The sequence below is a fragment of the Oxobacter pfennigii genome, from assembly GCF_001317355.1.
Taxonomy (GTDB): Bacteria; Bacillota; Clostridia; order Clostridiales; family Oxobacteraceae; genus Oxobacter; species Oxobacter pfennigii.
Window position 1 is genome coordinate 41,777 of sequence record NZ_LKET01000039.1, and the last position, 16,522, is coordinate 58,298.

At 39.3% G+C, this 16,522-nt stretch carries 14 protein-coding genes and 1 riboswitch; all 14 genes read left to right on the forward strand.

Annotated elements, in window-relative coordinates; translation table 11 throughout:
• Nucleotides 1–61: 61 nt before the first annotated feature.
• The 14 genes from OXPF_RS13590 (at nt 62) to bchH (ending at nt 16,516) form a co-directional block, all read left to right on the forward strand.
• Nucleotides 62–1,336 (forward strand): vWA domain-containing protein, encoded by a 1,275-nt coding sequence (locus OXPF_RS13590; RefSeq protein WP_054875769.1) that lies wholly within the window; start codon nt 62–64, stop codon nt 1,334–1,336.
• Nucleotides 1,337–1,347: 11 nt separating this feature from the next.
• Entirely contained in the window at nt 1,348–1,983 is a 636-nt protein-coding gene (locus tag OXPF_RS13595) for a hypothetical protein (protein WP_054875770.1), read from the forward strand.
• Between the two features lie 12 nt (nt 1,984–1,995).
• On the forward strand, nt 1,996–3,249 hold the full coding sequence (locus OXPF_RS13600) for a TRAFAC clade GTPase domain-containing protein (protein WP_054875771.1): 1,254 nt from the start codon (nt 1,996–1,998) through the stop codon (nt 3,247–3,249).
• Nucleotides 3,246–5,951, forward strand: coding sequence for a GAP1-N2 domain-containing protein (locus OXPF_RS13605; RefSeq protein WP_054875772.1), 2,706 nt, complete (start codon nt 3,246–3,248; stop codon nt 5,949–5,951). Before OXPF_RS13600 ends, OXPF_RS13605 begins: the two co-directional genes overlap by 4 nt.
• A gap of 37 nt (nt 5,952–5,988) precedes the next feature.
• Nucleotides 5,989–6,129, forward strand: coding sequence for a hypothetical protein (locus OXPF_RS22545; protein ID WP_160317223.1), 141 nt, complete (start codon nt 5,989–5,991; stop codon nt 6,127–6,129).
• 1 nt (nt 6,130) lies between these two features.
• Nucleotides 6,131–7,072 (forward strand): hypothetical protein, encoded by a 942-nt coding sequence (locus tag OXPF_RS13610; RefSeq protein WP_054875773.1) that lies wholly within the window; start codon nt 6,131–6,133, stop codon nt 7,070–7,072.
• A gap of 12 nt (nt 7,073–7,084) precedes the next feature.
• Nucleotides 7,085–8,836: a hypothetical protein gene (locus OXPF_RS13615; protein ID WP_054875774.1), complete on the forward strand. Its 1,752-nt coding sequence runs from the start codon at nt 7,085–7,087 to the stop codon at nt 8,834–8,836.
• Nucleotides 8,837–8,881: 45 nt separating this feature from the next.
• A complete protein-coding gene (locus OXPF_RS13620; RefSeq protein ID WP_054875775.1) occupies nt 8,882–9,361 on the forward strand; it encodes a sterol desaturase family protein in 480 nt (159 codons plus the stop codon).
• A 161-nt stretch (nt 9,362–9,522) separates the two neighbouring features.
• Complete coding sequence (locus tag OXPF_RS13625) at nt 9,523–10,080, forward strand: aspartyl-phosphate phosphatase Spo0E family protein (RefSeq protein ID WP_054875776.1); 558 nt, start codon at nt 9,523–9,525, stop codon at nt 10,078–10,080.
• A gap of 87 nt (nt 10,081–10,167) precedes the next feature.
• The gene (locus OXPF_RS13630; RefSeq protein ID WP_054875777.1) at nt 10,168–10,869 is read left to right on the forward strand and encodes a DUF2225 domain-containing protein; all 702 of its coding nucleotides are present in this window, start codon (nt 10,168–10,170) and stop codon (nt 10,867–10,869) included.
• A 212-nt stretch (nt 10,870–11,081) separates the two neighbouring features.
• Nucleotides 11,082–11,312, forward strand: coding sequence for a type II toxin-antitoxin system antitoxin VapB (vapB, locus tag OXPF_RS13635; RefSeq protein WP_054875778.1), 231 nt, complete (start codon nt 11,082–11,084; stop codon nt 11,310–11,312).
• Nucleotides 11,309–11,710 (forward strand): type II toxin-antitoxin system tRNA(fMet)-specific endonuclease VapC, encoded by a 402-nt coding sequence (gene vapC, locus OXPF_RS13640; protein ID WP_054875779.1) that lies wholly within the window; start codon nt 11,309–11,311, stop codon nt 11,708–11,710. Before vapB ends, vapC begins: the two co-directional genes overlap by 4 nt.
• Nucleotides 11,711–12,063: 353 nt before the next feature.
• The gene (locus OXPF_RS13645; protein ID WP_054875780.1) at nt 12,064–12,351 is read left to right on the forward strand and encodes a DUF2325 domain-containing protein; all 288 of its coding nucleotides are present in this window, start codon (nt 12,064–12,066) and stop codon (nt 12,349–12,351) included.
• Nucleotides 12,352–12,472: 121 nt separating this feature from the next.
• Nucleotides 12,473–12,651: riboswitch (cobalamin riboswitch) on the forward strand.
• 115 nt (nt 12,652–12,766) lie between these two features.
• On the forward strand, nt 12,767–16,516 hold the full coding sequence (gene bchH / locus OXPF_RS13655; RefSeq protein ID WP_054876149.1) for a magnesium chelatase subunit H: 3,750 nt from the start codon (nt 12,767–12,769) through the stop codon (nt 16,514–16,516).
• The last annotated feature ends 6 nt before the right edge of the window (nt 16,517–16,522 follow it).

Consider the following 16,522-nt stretch of genomic DNA (forward strand, 5'->3'; position numbering starts at 1 on the left):
CAGGTGCTGCTAAAAGATCTTTCAATTAGAAATACTTTTGTTTTCAAAGGTGGTGGTTGTGTTGGGCAGAAAAGTGAACATGCTCATGGCAGCATTAAGTTTAACCGGCGGTATAATAGGCTTTATTGTGGGGGAAGTGATGATTTCAAAGCTCCTTTATTCAATTCCCCACAGCCTCCTTATGGGGCTTTATTTCGGACAGATGTCTTTTTTTGTGGGGCTTATGTGCCTAATTGCAGAGATAATCTCCCCCATATTAAATGGGCCTGCCTGGAGGAGAATGTATACCTTAAGCTCATGGAAGTTTTTAGTGCCCTGCACCCTTGTAATGCTTTTTATAGCAGGCATGGTGCTCCAATTTGTATATGGGCTGAACTTCAGAGGCTCAAGAAAAATCAACGATGTGGTAATCCTTATGGATACATCACAGAGCATGGAGGGTACGGATCCTCAAAACTTAAGGTTTAAGGCTGTTAAAAACCTTATAGACAGCATGAATACAGACAACAGGGTATCGGTATTTGTATTTAATGACGAGGTTGTAAATGTGCAGCCCATGGCTGCCATAACCGACGGCTTAAAGAGGGATATCCCGGGTAAACTCCAGGAATATGACGTACCTTATGGCATGACAAATATAAAAGGCGCTTTAACTTATGCTTCAGAGCATATAAAACAAAATGAAATGCCCGGAAGATCGGCCATGGTCATATTAATTTCCGACGGAGGAGATACTTACTCCCTGGCAGATTTCTACCAAGAGACCATAGCTCCATATAAATCCGGCTATATTCCTGTTTTTACCGTAGGAATGGAAGGCAGCGACCAGGACATGCTTGTCAGAATATCGGAAGATACAGGGGGGAAATATTATAGCGTAGAAAACGTGGAAGGCCTGGATACCGCATTTACAAAAATATACCGCGAAAGGGATCTAAGGCTGCTGGTAGGCGAAAGAAACGGCAGGACCTCATCCAGTATGGTATATGGTATTATGAGAGTGGTATTTTTAATTATCATAGGTGTGGCAGTAGGTTTTGCCGTAGGCCTTATATTTGATAACCGGTACCTTGCAAAAGGGCTTTCCATAGGAGGAGCTGTTTCAGGCCTTATGGCAGGTTTGATACTGGAAATAGGATATAAAACGGCTCCCTGGCTGCAATACATAATAAGGATCCCTGCCGTTATAATTCTGTCCTGTGTCTTTACATTTTTCACTTTTCTTGTAAAGCAGGAAGGAAGCGGCAATTTCTACAGAAAAAGCAGCAGCAAGCAACCTCCAGGCAGCACCAACCTGCCCGGCAGCGGAGCCGGCCATGGCAAGAAAAGCTTTTAGGAGGAATGATGATGAGATACAGGGAGCAGGCTTCTTTTGAGCAGATAAGAGATATTAACTGTGTAATAGACGGGGATAACTGTATACTTAGCTGGCTGTGGCCCCGGGGTATCGATTCGGTATACATATGCCGTACTGCTGAGGATGAAAAGATAGACATAGACAAGGTGACAAAAGAAAACTCAAAGCTTTATACAAAAAACGAGTATATGGAGTATAACGGATATCATGAAAGGATAGAGGGTATAGGAAGATATACATATACCCTCTATCCAATGGTCAGGGAAGATGGTGAATTATATCTTATCGACCAGGACGGCATCAATAATAAAATAAGCGTAAGGACCGGGAAAATACATATAGTCTATTCCGTAAAAGAACGCAAAAAGCTGTTTACAGATAAAAAAACCGTAAGGATAACAGTTTGCCCGGAGGCGCCTGTTGATAAGGATGCCATCTGCTATGTAAAAAAGTCGGGATCATATCCTCAAAACTCCAGTGACGGAATAGTATTTCCTTTCATACAGGATTTTACCGCAGGCGAAAATATTATGCCTGAAATAGAGATGGATAAAAACGAGTATGTCAGATTATTTCTTACAGACAGCAGCATAAACGTCGGATTATATGAGCTTATTGGCAGATAGGAGGAAAATATTATGGGTATTTTTGATTTTTTCAAGTCAAAACAGAAGACGGTAAGGCCGGAGTTTTTTGACATTGTATGCCCTTTTTGTTTTGAAAAATACAGCCCGGATAAAGCAGTGTTCAGGGCAGCCCACTACAAAGAGGATGACGAGGAGTTTCAGCTCCAGGAAGATGAAAATTTAAATGCCTACAGGGCAAAGTTCGACTTGGGACCTCTGCCGGACATGGAAGCGGTTATTTATCCCGAAAGGATTCCCGACGAATATAAAAAGTATGTAGACGGAGTATTGGTTGAGGTAGTAGACAGGTATGGAATTGCTTCTAAAAAAAGGCTCTGCCCTTCCTGCCATAATGAACTTCCCTTAACAGCCGGAAAAGTACCGGGGAATATAATTTCCATTATCGGTGCTTCCCAGGTAGGGAAATCCGTCTATATGACTTCATTAATTCATACGCTGCAGAATTTTACCGCAAACAATTTCAATGCCGCCTGCTTACCGGTAAGCGTTGAAGTAAGCAGAAGGTTCAGGGAATTATATGAAGACCCTATCTACGACAGGGGGGAACTTTTAACCTCTACGCGGAAGACGGCAAAACAGGAGCCCTTAATGTTCCAGTTCAAATTCAAGGATGAATCTAAGGACCCTGTGACACTGGTGTTTTTCGACGTGGCAGGCGAAGGAATGGTAGAGAGGGATTACCTTGATATATTTGCAGCTCACATTAAAAATTCCTCAGGGATGATGTTCCTGGTAGATCCGCTGCAGATGAGGACAATAAGGAACAAGATAAGCATAAGAAGAGAAGATGCCCCCGGGGATTTTACATCAAAATATGATGAGCCTCGGGAAGTAATAATAAGCCTTTTTGAGAACTTTATAGGAAACCAGGAGAAGGGAAAGACAGACATACCCACAGCCGTGGTGCTTACAAAGAGCGATACTCTAAAAGTGCTGTGCGGCGATGATTATATAAAAGAAAACAGCAACATATTCTACAATGCCGCCCACAAGGGTACATTTGACCTTACGGAATTTGAAAATATAAACGGAGAAGTAAAAAGGTTTATTGATAAAGTAGACAGGGCTTTCACCGACGCCATGGAGGTGCATTTTACCAATACTGCATATTTTGCCGTATCTGCCTTAGGAAGCGACCCGGTAGACCAGAAGATACAGGGGACAGTAAGCCCTGTAAGAGTAGATGAGCCTTTTCTGTGGTTGCTGTACCGGTTGAAAGTCATTGAAGGGAGTAGGGCCAAGTGATTGAGCAGCAGTATTATACAAGGGAACGAAGAGGCATATTCCGTTCTTCGGAAGGATATGATACCATCGCAAAATCCAGGGGACTGAATGAAAACTTCATAAAGAAAAACCTCCATCCCTTTTGCTTCTATGACCCTCCCAGGAAATTAGAGGCTTCGGGAGAGAAGGATCCTTTAAAATATCCTGAATCCTTCATATGCTTTCATGTTGATACCGGAGAAATGGTTGTCGGGCGTTCGGTATATGTGGGTGCAGACTTCACCGGACTTCGCAGCACCTTCTTTACCCATAATTTCGTCATACCTGAGGCCGAAAAGGGAGAGTATATAAAAAATATTGAAAAGACAGTTTATGCCGGAGGATTTTCAGACAGCTACAATATTGAAATGGGTATGGAAATTCCCCAGCTTTCAGTCATTAAGTATGACAGGAATGAGAGAAATTACAATACAGGGCAACTGGAGGATATAGGTATAACGGAAGGGGTTTATAAAAAACTTCTGCATGCTTCAATTATGTCATCCATGGGAAAGAAAAAGGTGTATATCAATCCCGGAGTTGATATAGGGGATATATCGGGTTATGCCAAAAGACTTCTAAAATATATATTTGCAGGGCTGCCCTATTACGTGAGAGGGAACATAGGGTATATTACCTATGTAAAGGAGCCTGAAAGCAGGAAATATATAAACATAATGTTCGTGGAAGAGGAAGGACTGAGGCAAAATTATTCCAAGATTGAGAGAGAATATGCATTCGACCTTGTCAATGACCGGATACCTGATATAGATGCAGTGGACCACCCTTATCTTGATTTTGCCTGGGACAATATAAATAATGAAAGGAACCTGGAGTCCTTTTATGAATTTGCTTTAAGTATGCTTTACAATGCCGGCCATGAAGAAAAGCTATACATGGGTACATATGATGACCTTTGCATTTTATATTGCATAAAGGAAGGGAATTTTAACCTTTACAGGTCGGACAGGGAACATGCCCAGGATATAATACTCAAGTATTATAACTGCTCTGACGAAAGAGGGAAGGCCTTATTAAGCAATTTATATATCAAGATAGTTGACCGGGAAATTGAAGATATGGAGAGCAGCACTTACCTTCCTTCCTACAGGACAGTTGAAAACCTTGCAAGTTATTTTAATGTTGGAGTTCAAACTGTAAACAGCAGGATTTTTTATCTGCTGGGAACTGTCCTTTCAAAAAGCAGGGCAGTTAAGGATTATGGGGCAGGGATATTTAAAATTTTATCACAAAATGCACTGATGTATGGGCAATTTATAAATCTCATATTAAGAAGCAACAGTGTAAAACCGGTCTTTGAAATATATATTGAAGACAGATTTTCAGATATACAAAACCTGAAGGGGCTTTTTAATGAAATACAATACTGGGAAACTATATCAAATGACGTTATTCTAAACAGGCGCTTTAAAGAACTGGTAACCCATAAGGTTACGGAGCTTTTAGCAAAGTCAAAAAACATGGTATCCGAAAATAAAAAGATTGAAGACTTTATGACCGGGCTGACCAAGTCAGCCGGCAATAATCTCCAGCAGGAAAAATACAGGGAGTTTGCAGTATCAATAATTGATAACTGCGAAGATTTCCTGTATGAAAATTTAGATTTATATAGTTTATCCCTGGAAGATATCAAAAGCCTGAGACTTAAGTACAGGCGTAGTCAACCCAGGTATGAAATGATCGAATATATTCAAGAATTAGTACTTAAAGGCCAAAGCTCCGATAGATATGGTATATTCAGGCTGGAATACGGAAACCAGGTGAAATCAATAATACGCAAGCTTTACAAAGATAAAATCGAATACAGCAACTATCCTGCTATTATACTGGGCTTTATTACAGTTTTAGGTAACAGCATTAAATATGATTTTGAAAGCCTCATCAATTATTTGCATTCAGGCGGCAGTGATAAAATATATGAATTTTTCCTGTGGTCCTTTGATGAAAATGTGTTTTCCCATGTTATAAATTTTGATGAATATACAGAGAGCGTGAGGAACTATTTTATTACTCATGATAAAAATGCCTTTAAAAAGAAGGATGTAAAAATCCTGCTCTACAGCACAAGAAACAAGGAGTTTTCGAAATTTCTTAAAGAGCTGGAACTTGAGCTGGCAAACCCTGCAGTAAGGTTTTTTACAATACATAAAAGGCAGATAATGCGCAGCATGTTCACCTTCCTTTTGCTCGGTGCAGTTGCAGTCGGAACCTATAAGCTTATCGGGGTTTTACTACCAGGTGAAAAAACTGACGGACCATTAAGAGTAAAAGACGCCTATAAGGCTAATATTGCATATAAGAGGGCAATGCTTGAAGACAGTATTAAAAAGGAAATTGACAGCCTTCAAAGCAAAGCAGCCCTTGACAGCTGCATGTATACCATAAAATGCGGAGTGATAAACATTCAAAATATGCGGGGACTTATAATCCTGTCAATTGCAAATACCGGCAGTAACATTATCGGGGAAGGCCCTTCCATAACTGATGGGGAAAATTACAGGGATATATATAACTTCAGCTATAGCATTTCAATAGCTGAAAAGGACGGCGCTAGTATTCAAAGCCCAAATGACCTTGACAGCCTGGCAGCAGATTTAAATAACGCTGTCTATGCAGGCATTACAAAGTTTATTGACAGCGAGATTACAGAAAAAGAATTTTAAAACTTAGGTTTAACAGGTTTTAAGAAGAGGTGGTAATATGATATATGTGTTTATTGCTGCAATGACGGTATTTGTGGGCGTTAAATTCATAATGTTTACCAGAAATAAGAAAAATGCCGTCAGCGTTGAAAATATAGATGCAATGCTGATTAAGTTTATTAATGGGCAGAGGAACTGATATGGATGGCAGAAGGGCAGTGTTATTTAAAAAATTTAAAGTTACCAGATATTCATATGAGAAGCTGAGCTTTTGTAAAAGCTGCGGAAAATACACCGTTTTGGCTGAAAATGAATATGAATGCTGCAATAAAATGAAGCTTATCCATATAGACAGGCATTTTCATATAACATTAAGAAGGCGTTTTCAAATAGACATACTGGTTCTTTTTATATTGTTCTTTTCGGGAATAATTTTTGCCCGAAACCTTCATGAAATATATATAATGGCTGCATCCGGCTTGGCCCTGATATTTTTATACCTTTTTTTATACAAAGCCTATAAAAAGTCGGGAGGCACCATGTTAATGCTTGAATTCTTTAAAAGGCATTATAACAGCATATTTAAAGGATTGAAAATGGATGCCGATGCCGCCGGAGAAAAGATGGAGTCGGGAGATTTTAAAGGTGCTTATGAAGATTTCAGAGAAATTGGGGTGCTCCTTAGAAATGACCCAATCAAGCTCAGCAAGCTTCTTTGCCTGGATAAGTTCATATTAAGAAAGGATGAAAGCTTGGAGCTTGAAACCCTGATACCTACCGTATATAATCCGCTGTTTGTAGATTATATAAATGATATTGCAAAATTGTCTCCTGCCCTTGTCGGAAGAAAGGTCATCGACTATGTTATAGCCTGGGAAGATGTGATTGCAGAGGAGCAGGTCGGCACGGAAGTCCTGGGGAGAGTTGCGGAGGCGGCAATAAGGACCAGGAATAATGTGGTATTGTATAAAAGCTTTATATCAAGGTACCTGAACTTAATGAAGAAAGACAGGCTGGCAAGATTGTATGCTTTGCTTAAAGAAGGAAACATAGAAGGGCTGGATGGCCTTTATAAAGAGGTGGCCCATATAATATACGAAAAATATAGGGATGACCCTCAGTTTAAAGGGATTTTAGCATAAGAGGAAGCATTTATGAGATATGTAGGGTACAAGCAGGTTAAGTTTATACGATTGGTAACGGCATGCATTTGCCTTGGGTTTATGGCTGCAGCTTTGTTTAAGCTTTATTATAACTATTCCAAGATAGAAAGCTTTAAAAAGGGCGAGGAGTTTTATAATGAAGGCAGGGTGGTGGATGCCGAAGAGTGGTTGATGAAAGCAAAACAACGTACATTGTTTGAATATAATGAGGACCGGCTTTCGGAACGGCTGGGTGAGCTTAAAGATGTTACAAACCTTAAAGCCTTCATGGAGGATTTATCAAAGAATATTAAAAAGGCAAATGAATCAAAGGATGTCGAGCATCTTATAGATGAATACAACAGATATATTGAAAGATACGGCCAGGAGTCTGAAAAGGGCGAAGGAACAAAAGCTGTCTTTGAAGAAATATCGAAGAATTATAAAATAGAGGATAACCTGGAAAAATATTTTGCTGCTGCAAAGGATGCTTTAAAAGCCCGGGCGGAAAATAATATTAAATCAAAGGAATTTCAAAATGAAGATTTTAAAGATACCTTCCTTAAAATGCCGGCGGTATATTATGGAGGAGAAGAAAATAAGAAAGAGGAAGTGGATAAGCTTATAAAGGACTATGATTATAATAAAATCGATATTATAGCCTTGGATAAAGGAATTTCTGCCGCTACTTCCGAAGCCCAGAATATAATTTTATCTTATAAGAAGAATTCCCGTGATTATAAATGGGTTATAGATAAAATGGAATCTTTGTGGGGACATGAAATAGATAAAGATATAAATGCTCTGGATTATAACTCATTATACGGCCATTACAGGGAATATGAATCCTTTATAGGGAACTATCTTACAAAGTCAAAGGTCCTTGCTGCTGTAGACAGTCAAATAAGAGATGATTATAACAGGGCAAATAAATACAGTGATGAAGGTAACTTTAGTGAGGCAATGACCATTTATAAAAATATTTCTCAATTCAAAGATGTACAGCCTGATATGAACAGTACACAAATAAAATGGATTGAAAAAGAGCCGTTGGTAGCTTTAAATACAGTTTTTCCCGATAAAAGGTTTATTATGGCCCAGTCCGGCGTAGACACCTGGGGAAGTACCGTGTTTGCCTTGGGATGCGATGACGAGGGAGAACTGGTTTTAGTAAAGGTTTCAGAAGACTGTAAATACACTGCAGCATCTGCAAAGATAGAGGATTATAATGATAACTTAAAGTCCATTAGGACTGTAAAAGAATTGGATTATAATGGTCCCTCCGTTATCGTGGAATTATCGTCGGATAACAGGGAGGCTTTGTATATTGGGCTTGCTGTTTTGGATACAGGCTTTAAAGAGATTTTTAAACTTGAGGCCGACAGCCTCACAATAGAAAGCCCGGAGCAGCTGCTTGTAGATAACCCAGTCGGTGAAGGAGAAGGCGGGCAATGTTATTATATATTAAAAGACGGTTATTATAGCTTTGATAAAATAAAGGACGATTTTACTCTGATAAACTTAAGGGATATTGATAACTATAGAGGCAAAAAAATAAAATTTTTCTGCAATGTGCTGGAATATGACAATTTCAGGAAAGAGGCCATAGGCAGGAGCGGCGATACATATGTTTTTCTCAGAAACTTCAGGCTTAACAGGACAGGCAGCATGTATATAACTGGAGTCTATACTGAGGAGTCAAGGATATACGGGGAAGACGGACCCGTTACCATCCCAAGTGTAAATGTATTGGACGCAGAATAAGAATAGGTCTCTATGCCGTATAATACTTTTAGGAGCCATATTGCTATGAATATACAAACTACAGTAATTGTTGCTTTTTTGCTTTCATCATTAGTTGAATACTGCTTTCACAGGTTTTATTTCCATTACTTTCAAAAAGATGGTTTTGCTCAAAAACATCACAGGCAATTTAGCGGTAAAACTTCTTTTGAGGTACCTGATGCCAGGTTGCAGGATATTATGCCAAGCTATATGTATTTATTTATAAAAGCTTCTTTATATTATATATTATCGGTCATATGGTTTATCGATAATATATCCCAGGGCATATTGTTCTTTGCTACCACCCTTATATATGCACTGTGGACCGAATATATACACCTTCACTTTCATAAACCTGATGGTAAAGCAATTGAAAATCTCAGGATTTTTAAATTCTTAAAAGAAAATCACAGAAAACACCATATGGATAATACCATCTACTATGGTATAGGCAGTCATATATGGGATATATTGTTTAGAACCGATAAAGAAAGGTCCGCTTAAGGTATAATCTAACTTGCATAATTTGTTAAATTACTTTAAACACACAATATATATTATACCAATAATGACATAAAAAAGCAATATTTGACATTGGTAAAATTTGTTGATATAGTTAAATAAAGTATTCCAGAGAATAGCTGTTATTAAGAAAGGGGTATTAAATGATGTATAAGAAGATTGAGGATTTGCGACGGGAACTCAATGAAATGCTGGACTCCCCCAATTATGATAACGAAAAATTACTGGATAAAAGCAGAGAGCTTGACATACTCATTGTACAGATGATGAGGGAGAAACAAAGAGCAGAAGAGGAAAAAATAATCGAGGAATTAGAAAACCTGCTGGATAAGTTAGAAATTACCGATATGTCATACCAACGGCTGAGAATAGTGGACCCTGTTCATAAGAAAGTCCTTATTTTGAAGGACACTGATTTGTATGACGAGGACGTAAAATGCTTTGAGTTTTGGAACAGAGGCGAGGTATGCGACAATTGTATTTCCCTCAGGGCATTTAATGAGAATAATGCAGTATTTAAGTTGGAATACCAGGGTAATAAAATTTACATGGTAACAGCAATTCCGATTATTATAAAAGGTAAGTCAGTAGTGATGGAGTTTATAAAAAATACTACTGATTTATTTTATATAAGCAATGGTATGCATGGCCAGGAAGAAAAAATTTACGCTTTGATAGACAGAATGAACAATTTACAATAGCTTAAAGGCGTCTTCATACCTCTAAAAACAAAATATGCTAAAATATGTTATAATATATTAGATGTTTTTGTTTCAGAGGTGACAACAATGAGCCAATACCTATATAAAAAAGAATTTACTTGCCCAGTATGTGAGAATAAGTTTCAAAGCTCCGTGGTGAGAAACAGCATGGTCCGGCTTGCTAAAAGGGATACAGATCTGTTCAGGTATTATAAGAATATTAACCCATATTATTATGAAATAAAAGTTTGCCCCCGATGCGGTTTTGCATTTTCAGAGCACTCCACCCTTGGATTGGATTATGAGGTAAAGAAAAATTTTTATAATAGTGTTTCAAAGCACTGGAACAGTGTAGATTATTGCGGAGAAAGAAGCTTAAAGGAAGCCATAGCCACCTTTAAGCTTGCACTTCTTGCGGCACAAATTACAAATGAAAAATTGTCGGTGAGAGGCAATTACTGTCTTAGGTTATGCTGGTTAAACAGGCTGGATGAAAATCATGAAGAAGAAATGAGATTTATGAAAAGCGCTTTTTCAGCCTTTGAGGAATCATACCAGACGGAGGATAACAAGGGAATAAAAGTAATGAAGCCCGAAGTTATGCTGTACATGCTGGGGGAATTGAGCTTTAGACTTCAAAACTATGCTGATACGAAAAAGTGGTTCAGCATAGCTCTTGGTGAATGTACAAAAAATCCCTTTATAGATGCCAAAATAAAGGACATCATAAGAGACAGGTGGATGGATATCAAATATGAAATATTCCATGAAAATCATGAAAACATATAACCTTAGATACTCCCATGCACTGCAATGGAGATTATACAGAATAACCAATGAATATGTACGACATATAACCCGCTTAACAGCGGGTTTATTTTAATGTGAACCATTGGTATGGCTGTAACCTTATTAATGCAGCGGTGCTGTTAAAATTGATATGTATAAATTTTTGACGGTAGTATATACTTTGGTATATACTATTTATGAGGTGATTAGTAATGGAAACCGCAAAATTATTTATCAATGGTAAGAGTCAGGCTGTCCGGCTGCCGAAAGATTACCGTTTTTCGGGTAACGAAGTATATATTAAAAAGGTGGGTAATGCTGTTATGATGTTTCCAAAAGATTATGCATGGGAAACATTTCTCAATGGTCTTAACAATTTTACCGATGATTTATTTGAAGAGGGACGTAATCAGGATGCTCAAGAACCAAGGGAAAAACCATGAAATACATGCTGGATACAAATATTTGTATATATCTCATAAAGAAAAAAACGGAAAACATCCTTAACAATCTGCATTCGAACATGGGCAGCGTTGCCATCTCTGCAATTACCCTGGCAGAACTCATGTATGGTGTAGAAGCAAGCGTATACCCGGAAAAAAATACAATTGCACTAAACCAATTTCTGTCTATCATAGACACCCTGCCATTTGACGATGAATCGGCAGCAGAATACGGGAAAATTTGCGCAGCACTGAGGCGAAAAGGAACTCCTATTGGAACTATGGATATGTTGATTGCAGCTCATGCGAAAGCCAAAGGACTTATCGTCGTTACTAATAATGTCCGGGAATTTGAGACAGTCGAAGGTCTTGGGCTCGAAAATTGGGTTAGTAAATGAATGTTATTATGTACAGTATAATCAGGAAAAATTAACAACTGGGTTATTGACAACCATTCTCAGTTACTTTATACTAAAGTTAGACGATTCTAACATATGGAATAAACTACGCAGACAAAAGAAAAAGGTCAGGCTACAGCTACTTGAATTAATTCAAGTAGCAATTTTTAAAAGGCTTATTGATAATAATTATTGGTTATAATCAATAGTTTTAGTATTTGCAGTATTTTTAATTTATCGGCAGGAAGATTATGAAACAGCATAAGGAGGTTATTTTATGATTAACTATGTGCTCGGAGGATTAATGATTCCTGTACACAAAATAAATTCTGGTGACAAAGGAGAAGGTACTTATGAGTATTATAGTTGTTGGCGGACATGAAAGAATGCATGATGTTTATAAAGAAGTATGCAGGAAAAAAGGTCATACCGTTAAGGTGTTTACCAAGATGCCTGCCAAGTTTGACAAGCTCATCGGCAGCCCGGACGGTATATTGCTTTTCACCAGCACCGTATGCCATAAAATGGTGAATACGGCTGTAAAAGAAGCAAAGAGAAAAAAAATACCGGTGGTAAGATGCCATAACAGCAGCGCCGTATCGCTGGAGCAGTCCATAGCAGAGCTGGAAAACAGTTTTTAAAGCAATCTAAAAGGTCTCACAGTTTATTTGAATTGTGGGACTTTTTATGATTTCATGTTTTATTAGCTCTTTCATAAATATTTTAATTGAGCAGCTGCCAATATTTTGATATAATATTAAAAAATCAATAATAAATACAGGTGATAATCTTTAAGGATTATTAGAGGGAAGCAGGTGAAATTCCTGCACGGTCCCGCCGCTGTATAAGAGGAGTCTCAATACAAAGCCACTGGTTAACCGGGAAGGGTATTGAGGTGATGATACTTGAGTCAGAAGACCTGCCTGTATTTCTACGCCAGCATACTCTACGGAAGATAGGGAGGTGTTATTTATGAAAGCAGTATTTTTTTGCGGGTTCAAATAGCCTCTTGACTTTTAGTCAGGAGGCTTATGTTTTTTGATAGGAGGTTTAAGCGTGAAACTTGTTGTTGTTACAGTCTCTAATGTAGTTCTTTCGGACATGGTGAATGCCGCAAGAGAGATAAATCAAAAATGGCCTGACAGTCTTAGCCTGAAACTATATTATGCGGGTAAAGCCCTTTCATCAAAAAAGATGGAGGATTTAAAGGAAAACCTAAAAGGTGCAAACATGATAATAGTGGATCTCATGGGTGCGCCTAATGAAATAAGGGAATTCATATTAAAAACCTGCATCAATTTTAAAAAATATATCGTACCTATAAACGGCGAAAACAGCCCCATAAGATCCCTTTTAAAGCTCGGCACCCTTACTGCCGAGGACCTGGATATGAACAGGTTGAATTTAAGGAAGGAAAATGATTACGGCTCAATGATGAAGATGCTGGATGTGGCTGAAAAAGTAGGCAATGCAGCTCTCATGGGTAAAATGAAGGACATGAAGAATTATATGGACATAAGCAAATACATGAGAAGCGCCGGAGAAGATGATGTTAAGAATATGCTGTATCTAATTCTCAGGGATTATGGAAAAGCAAAGGGCATACCTGAACCTAAAGAGCCGTCAGTTGCCGAAGATACAGGCATATGCAGGCCTCATGACAGAAAATACTATTTAAGCTTTGAAAAATTTGCGGAAGAAAACCCATTTGATTCAGCCAAACCTACTGTTGCAATATTTTTTTATGGCCATAGTTATCCTAACCGCACATCAAAATGTGTGGCACAGATTGCACAAAGGATTGGTGAGTTTGCCAATATACTTCCCGTGGCCTTTTCATCGGCTTCATCAAAAAACATTGAAGGGCTGAAATCCATTCTTGATAATGCAGGAGGACAAAAAGTAAATCTCATAATAAATTTTATGTCTTTCAGGCTGAGTGCAGGCCCTATGGGAGGCGATGCCCAGGCTGCCGTGGATATGCTTAAAGAGCTTAACGTTCCGGTGCTTCATCCTTTCTTTATGACGAAAAGAGAAATTGATGAATGGAGAAATTCTCCTCAGGGCATAAATCCTTCAGAATTCCTGGTATCGGTTATGCTGCCCGAACTGGACGGGTGTATTGAAACAATACCCGTAGGAGCCATGGTGAAGGCCGGTGCACATGTAGAGGAAGAATATGATATAGAGCTAAGCGAGCTTTCGCTTATAGAGGAAAGGGCGGAAAAGCTGGTTTCCAGGGTTTATAACTGGCTGAGGCTGAGAACAAAATCCAATTGCGACAAGAAGGTAGCTATAATTTGTTACAATTATCCGCCCGGCGAAGATAACATTTTTGGGGGGGCCTTTCTGGATACTTTTTCTTCAGTGGAGAACATTCTTCACTTTATGAAGGATGATGGGTATACGCTGGAATGCATCACAAAGGAAGAACTGATGGATATTTTTGCAGCTGGAAAAATTGTAAACTCAGCCAAATGGGCCAATGAAGAGCCTTCAGAATTGTTTATAAGGTATGGCAAAGAAGAATATGAAAAGTTCTTATTCGGGGAATCCTTTGAAAAAGAAATAGAAAGGCAGTGGGGAAAAGCTCCCGGGAGGATAATGAGTGAAGGAGATAATTTTCTCATACCCGGCATAATAAACGGGAATATATTTATCGGCCTTCAGCCTTCAAGGGGGATTCATGAAAATCCCGAAAAGGTATATCATGACAAGAGCCTGCTGCCCCACCACCAGTATATAGCCTTCTATCATTGGCTGAAAGAGAGCTTCAAGGCGGACATTATCATTCATGTCGGCACCCACGGCACGCTGGAGTTTCTTAAAGGGAAGGAATGCGGCATGTCGGGTCACTGCTTTCCGGATATGCTCATTGGCGACATACCACATGGCTATATCTATTATGCCGGGAATCCGGCAGAAGCCATGATTGCAAAACGCAGGTCCCATGCTGTGATGATAAGCTATCAGCCTCCGGTTTTCATGGAAGGGGAACTATACGGAGACCTTTTGAAATTGGAGAGCATGGTTAATGAATATCATGAAGCCCAGAGAGTTCAGCCTCAAAGATGCAATGATTTAATGGAAAGAATTGTTGAAGCAGCAGAAAACCTTAAGCTTGACGGGAATAGCCTGCAGGACCTTGAAGGTGAGTTATACAGAATCAAAAAATCTCTGGTGCCAAGGGGCCTTCATACCTTTGGCAAAGCTTATGATAATGACGAAGCCGCAGGCTATATGAAATTTATATTGAGGTATGACAGGGGAGAAATCAAATCCTTAAGAAGGCTTGTGGCTGAATCCGAAGGATATAATTATGAACTGCTAATGGAGCGCAGGGAAATACAAACCCTGTCAAAGCTGGATACTGCCGCGGCAAAAATAGTAGATTATTACATTAGAAACGACAGGGTACCCCGCTACATTATAAAGGACGACGGTTTGAGGGAAGAAGCAGCTGCAGCCCTTGAATTTGGTATAAGAGCTTATTCATCGGCAATTGAATGCCATGAGCATAAGGGATTTCTAAAAGTATTGTCGGGGGAGTACCTGCCGGCTCGCCTGGCAGGCGATACCATAAGGAATCCGGAAGTGCTTCCCTCAGGATATAACCTTTACCAGTTTGACCCCAGAATGGTGCCGGGAGAGGCTGCCATGCAAAGAGGAGCAAATATTGCCATGAACACGTTGGAGCAGTATAAAAAAGAAAGGGGAGAATACCCCAACAGCACGGCTGTAATACTGTGGGGCTTGGAAACCTCAAGGACCCAAGGGGAGACAGTTGGGCAGATACTTCATTATTTAGGAGTAAGAGTGGCACCTAAAAGAAGCCTTTTTAAGGCGGATTATGAAATAATACCCTTAAGTGAACTGGGAAGGCCCAGAATAGATGTAGTTGTAAACATATGCGGCTTTTTCAGGGATATGTTCCCAAACCTTATAGATGACCTCAATGATATTTTTAAAAGACTGGCAGAGCTTGAAGAGCCTGATGAACAAAACTATTTTAAAGCAAATACCAGAAAAATATTCAATAAGCTCTCAGATGAAGGGTACAGCTTAAAAGAGGCAGAAGAGCTTTCCTACTCAAGGATTTTCGGCCCTAAGGAAGGGGAGTATGGCACAGGTATAAGCAAGCTTATCGAAACAAAAAACTGGGAGGGTGAAAAACAGATAGGTGAAATGTATGTAAGCAGGCTGAAGCATGTATACAGTAAAAATTACAGGGGAATGGAAGCCGGCGATATTTTAGAGGCCCATCTTGAAGCAGTTGACATAGTATCACAGGTACGCAGCAGCCACGAGTATGAGGTAACGGATTTAGACCACTACTACGAATATTTCGGAGGGCTGTCAAAGTCCGTTGAGATGGCAAAGGGTAAAAAGGCCGCAGTCTATATAACGGATACAACCACAGAAAAGATTGAGACAGAAACCGTTGATAAATCCATTGCCCGGGGCGTCCGCACCCGTCTTTTAAACCCAAAATGGATAGACGGGATGCTGGAGCATAAATATCATGGGGTACAGAAAATAAGCGACAGGTTTGAAAATATGCTGGGGCTGGCTGCTTCAACAAATAAGGTGGAGAACTGGATATTCAGCAGTTTGAATTCCGCATATGTAATGGACGAGGAAATGAGGATGCGCATGAAGGAAAACAACCGCTGGGCTTATTTCAGTATTCTGGAAACCCTCTTGGAATGCAATAGACGGGGATATTGGAATGCTGAAGAGGATGAAATAAAAGGGCTCATGGATGCATACCTTGAGCTCGAAGGAGATATTGAAGAAGGAATATAAAGAAAG

Coding starts and splice junctions, on each gene's coding strand:
- OXPF_RS13595 (WP_054875770.1), top strand. CDS start 1,348: ATGAGATACAGGGAGCAGGCTTCTTTTGAGCAGATAAGAGATATTAAC.
- OXPF_RS13600 (WP_054875771.1), top strand. CDS start 1,996: ATGGGTATTTTTGATTTTTTCAAGTCAAAACAGAAGACGGTAAGGCCG.
- OXPF_RS22545 (WP_160317223.1), top strand. CDS start 5,989: ATGATATATGTGTTTATTGCTGCAATGACGGTATTTGTGGGCGTTAAA.
- OXPF_RS13610 (WP_054875773.1), top strand. CDS start 6,131: ATGGATGGCAGAAGGGCAGTGTTATTTAAAAAATTTAAAGTTACCAGA.
- OXPF_RS13615 (WP_054875774.1), top strand. CDS start 7,085: ATGAGATATGTAGGGTACAAGCAGGTTAAGTTTATACGATTGGTAACG.
- OXPF_RS13620 (WP_054875775.1), top strand. CDS start 8,882: ATGAATATACAAACTACAGTAATTGTTGCTTTTTTGCTTTCATCATTA.
- OXPF_RS13625 (WP_054875776.1), top strand. CDS start 9,523: ATGATGTATAAGAAGATTGAGGATTTGCGACGGGAACTCAATGAAATG.
- OXPF_RS13630 (WP_054875777.1), top strand. CDS start 10,168: ATGAGCCAATACCTATATAAAAAAGAATTTACTTGCCCAGTATGTGAG.
- vapB (WP_054875778.1), top strand. CDS start 11,082: ATGGAAACCGCAAAATTATTTATCAATGGTAAGAGTCAGGCTGTCCGG.
- vapC (WP_054875779.1), top strand. CDS start 11,309: ATGAAATACATGCTGGATACAAATATTTGTATATATCTCATAAAGAAA.
- OXPF_RS13645 (WP_054875780.1), top strand. CDS start 12,064: ATGAGTATTATAGTTGTTGGCGGACATGAAAGAATGCATGATGTTTAT.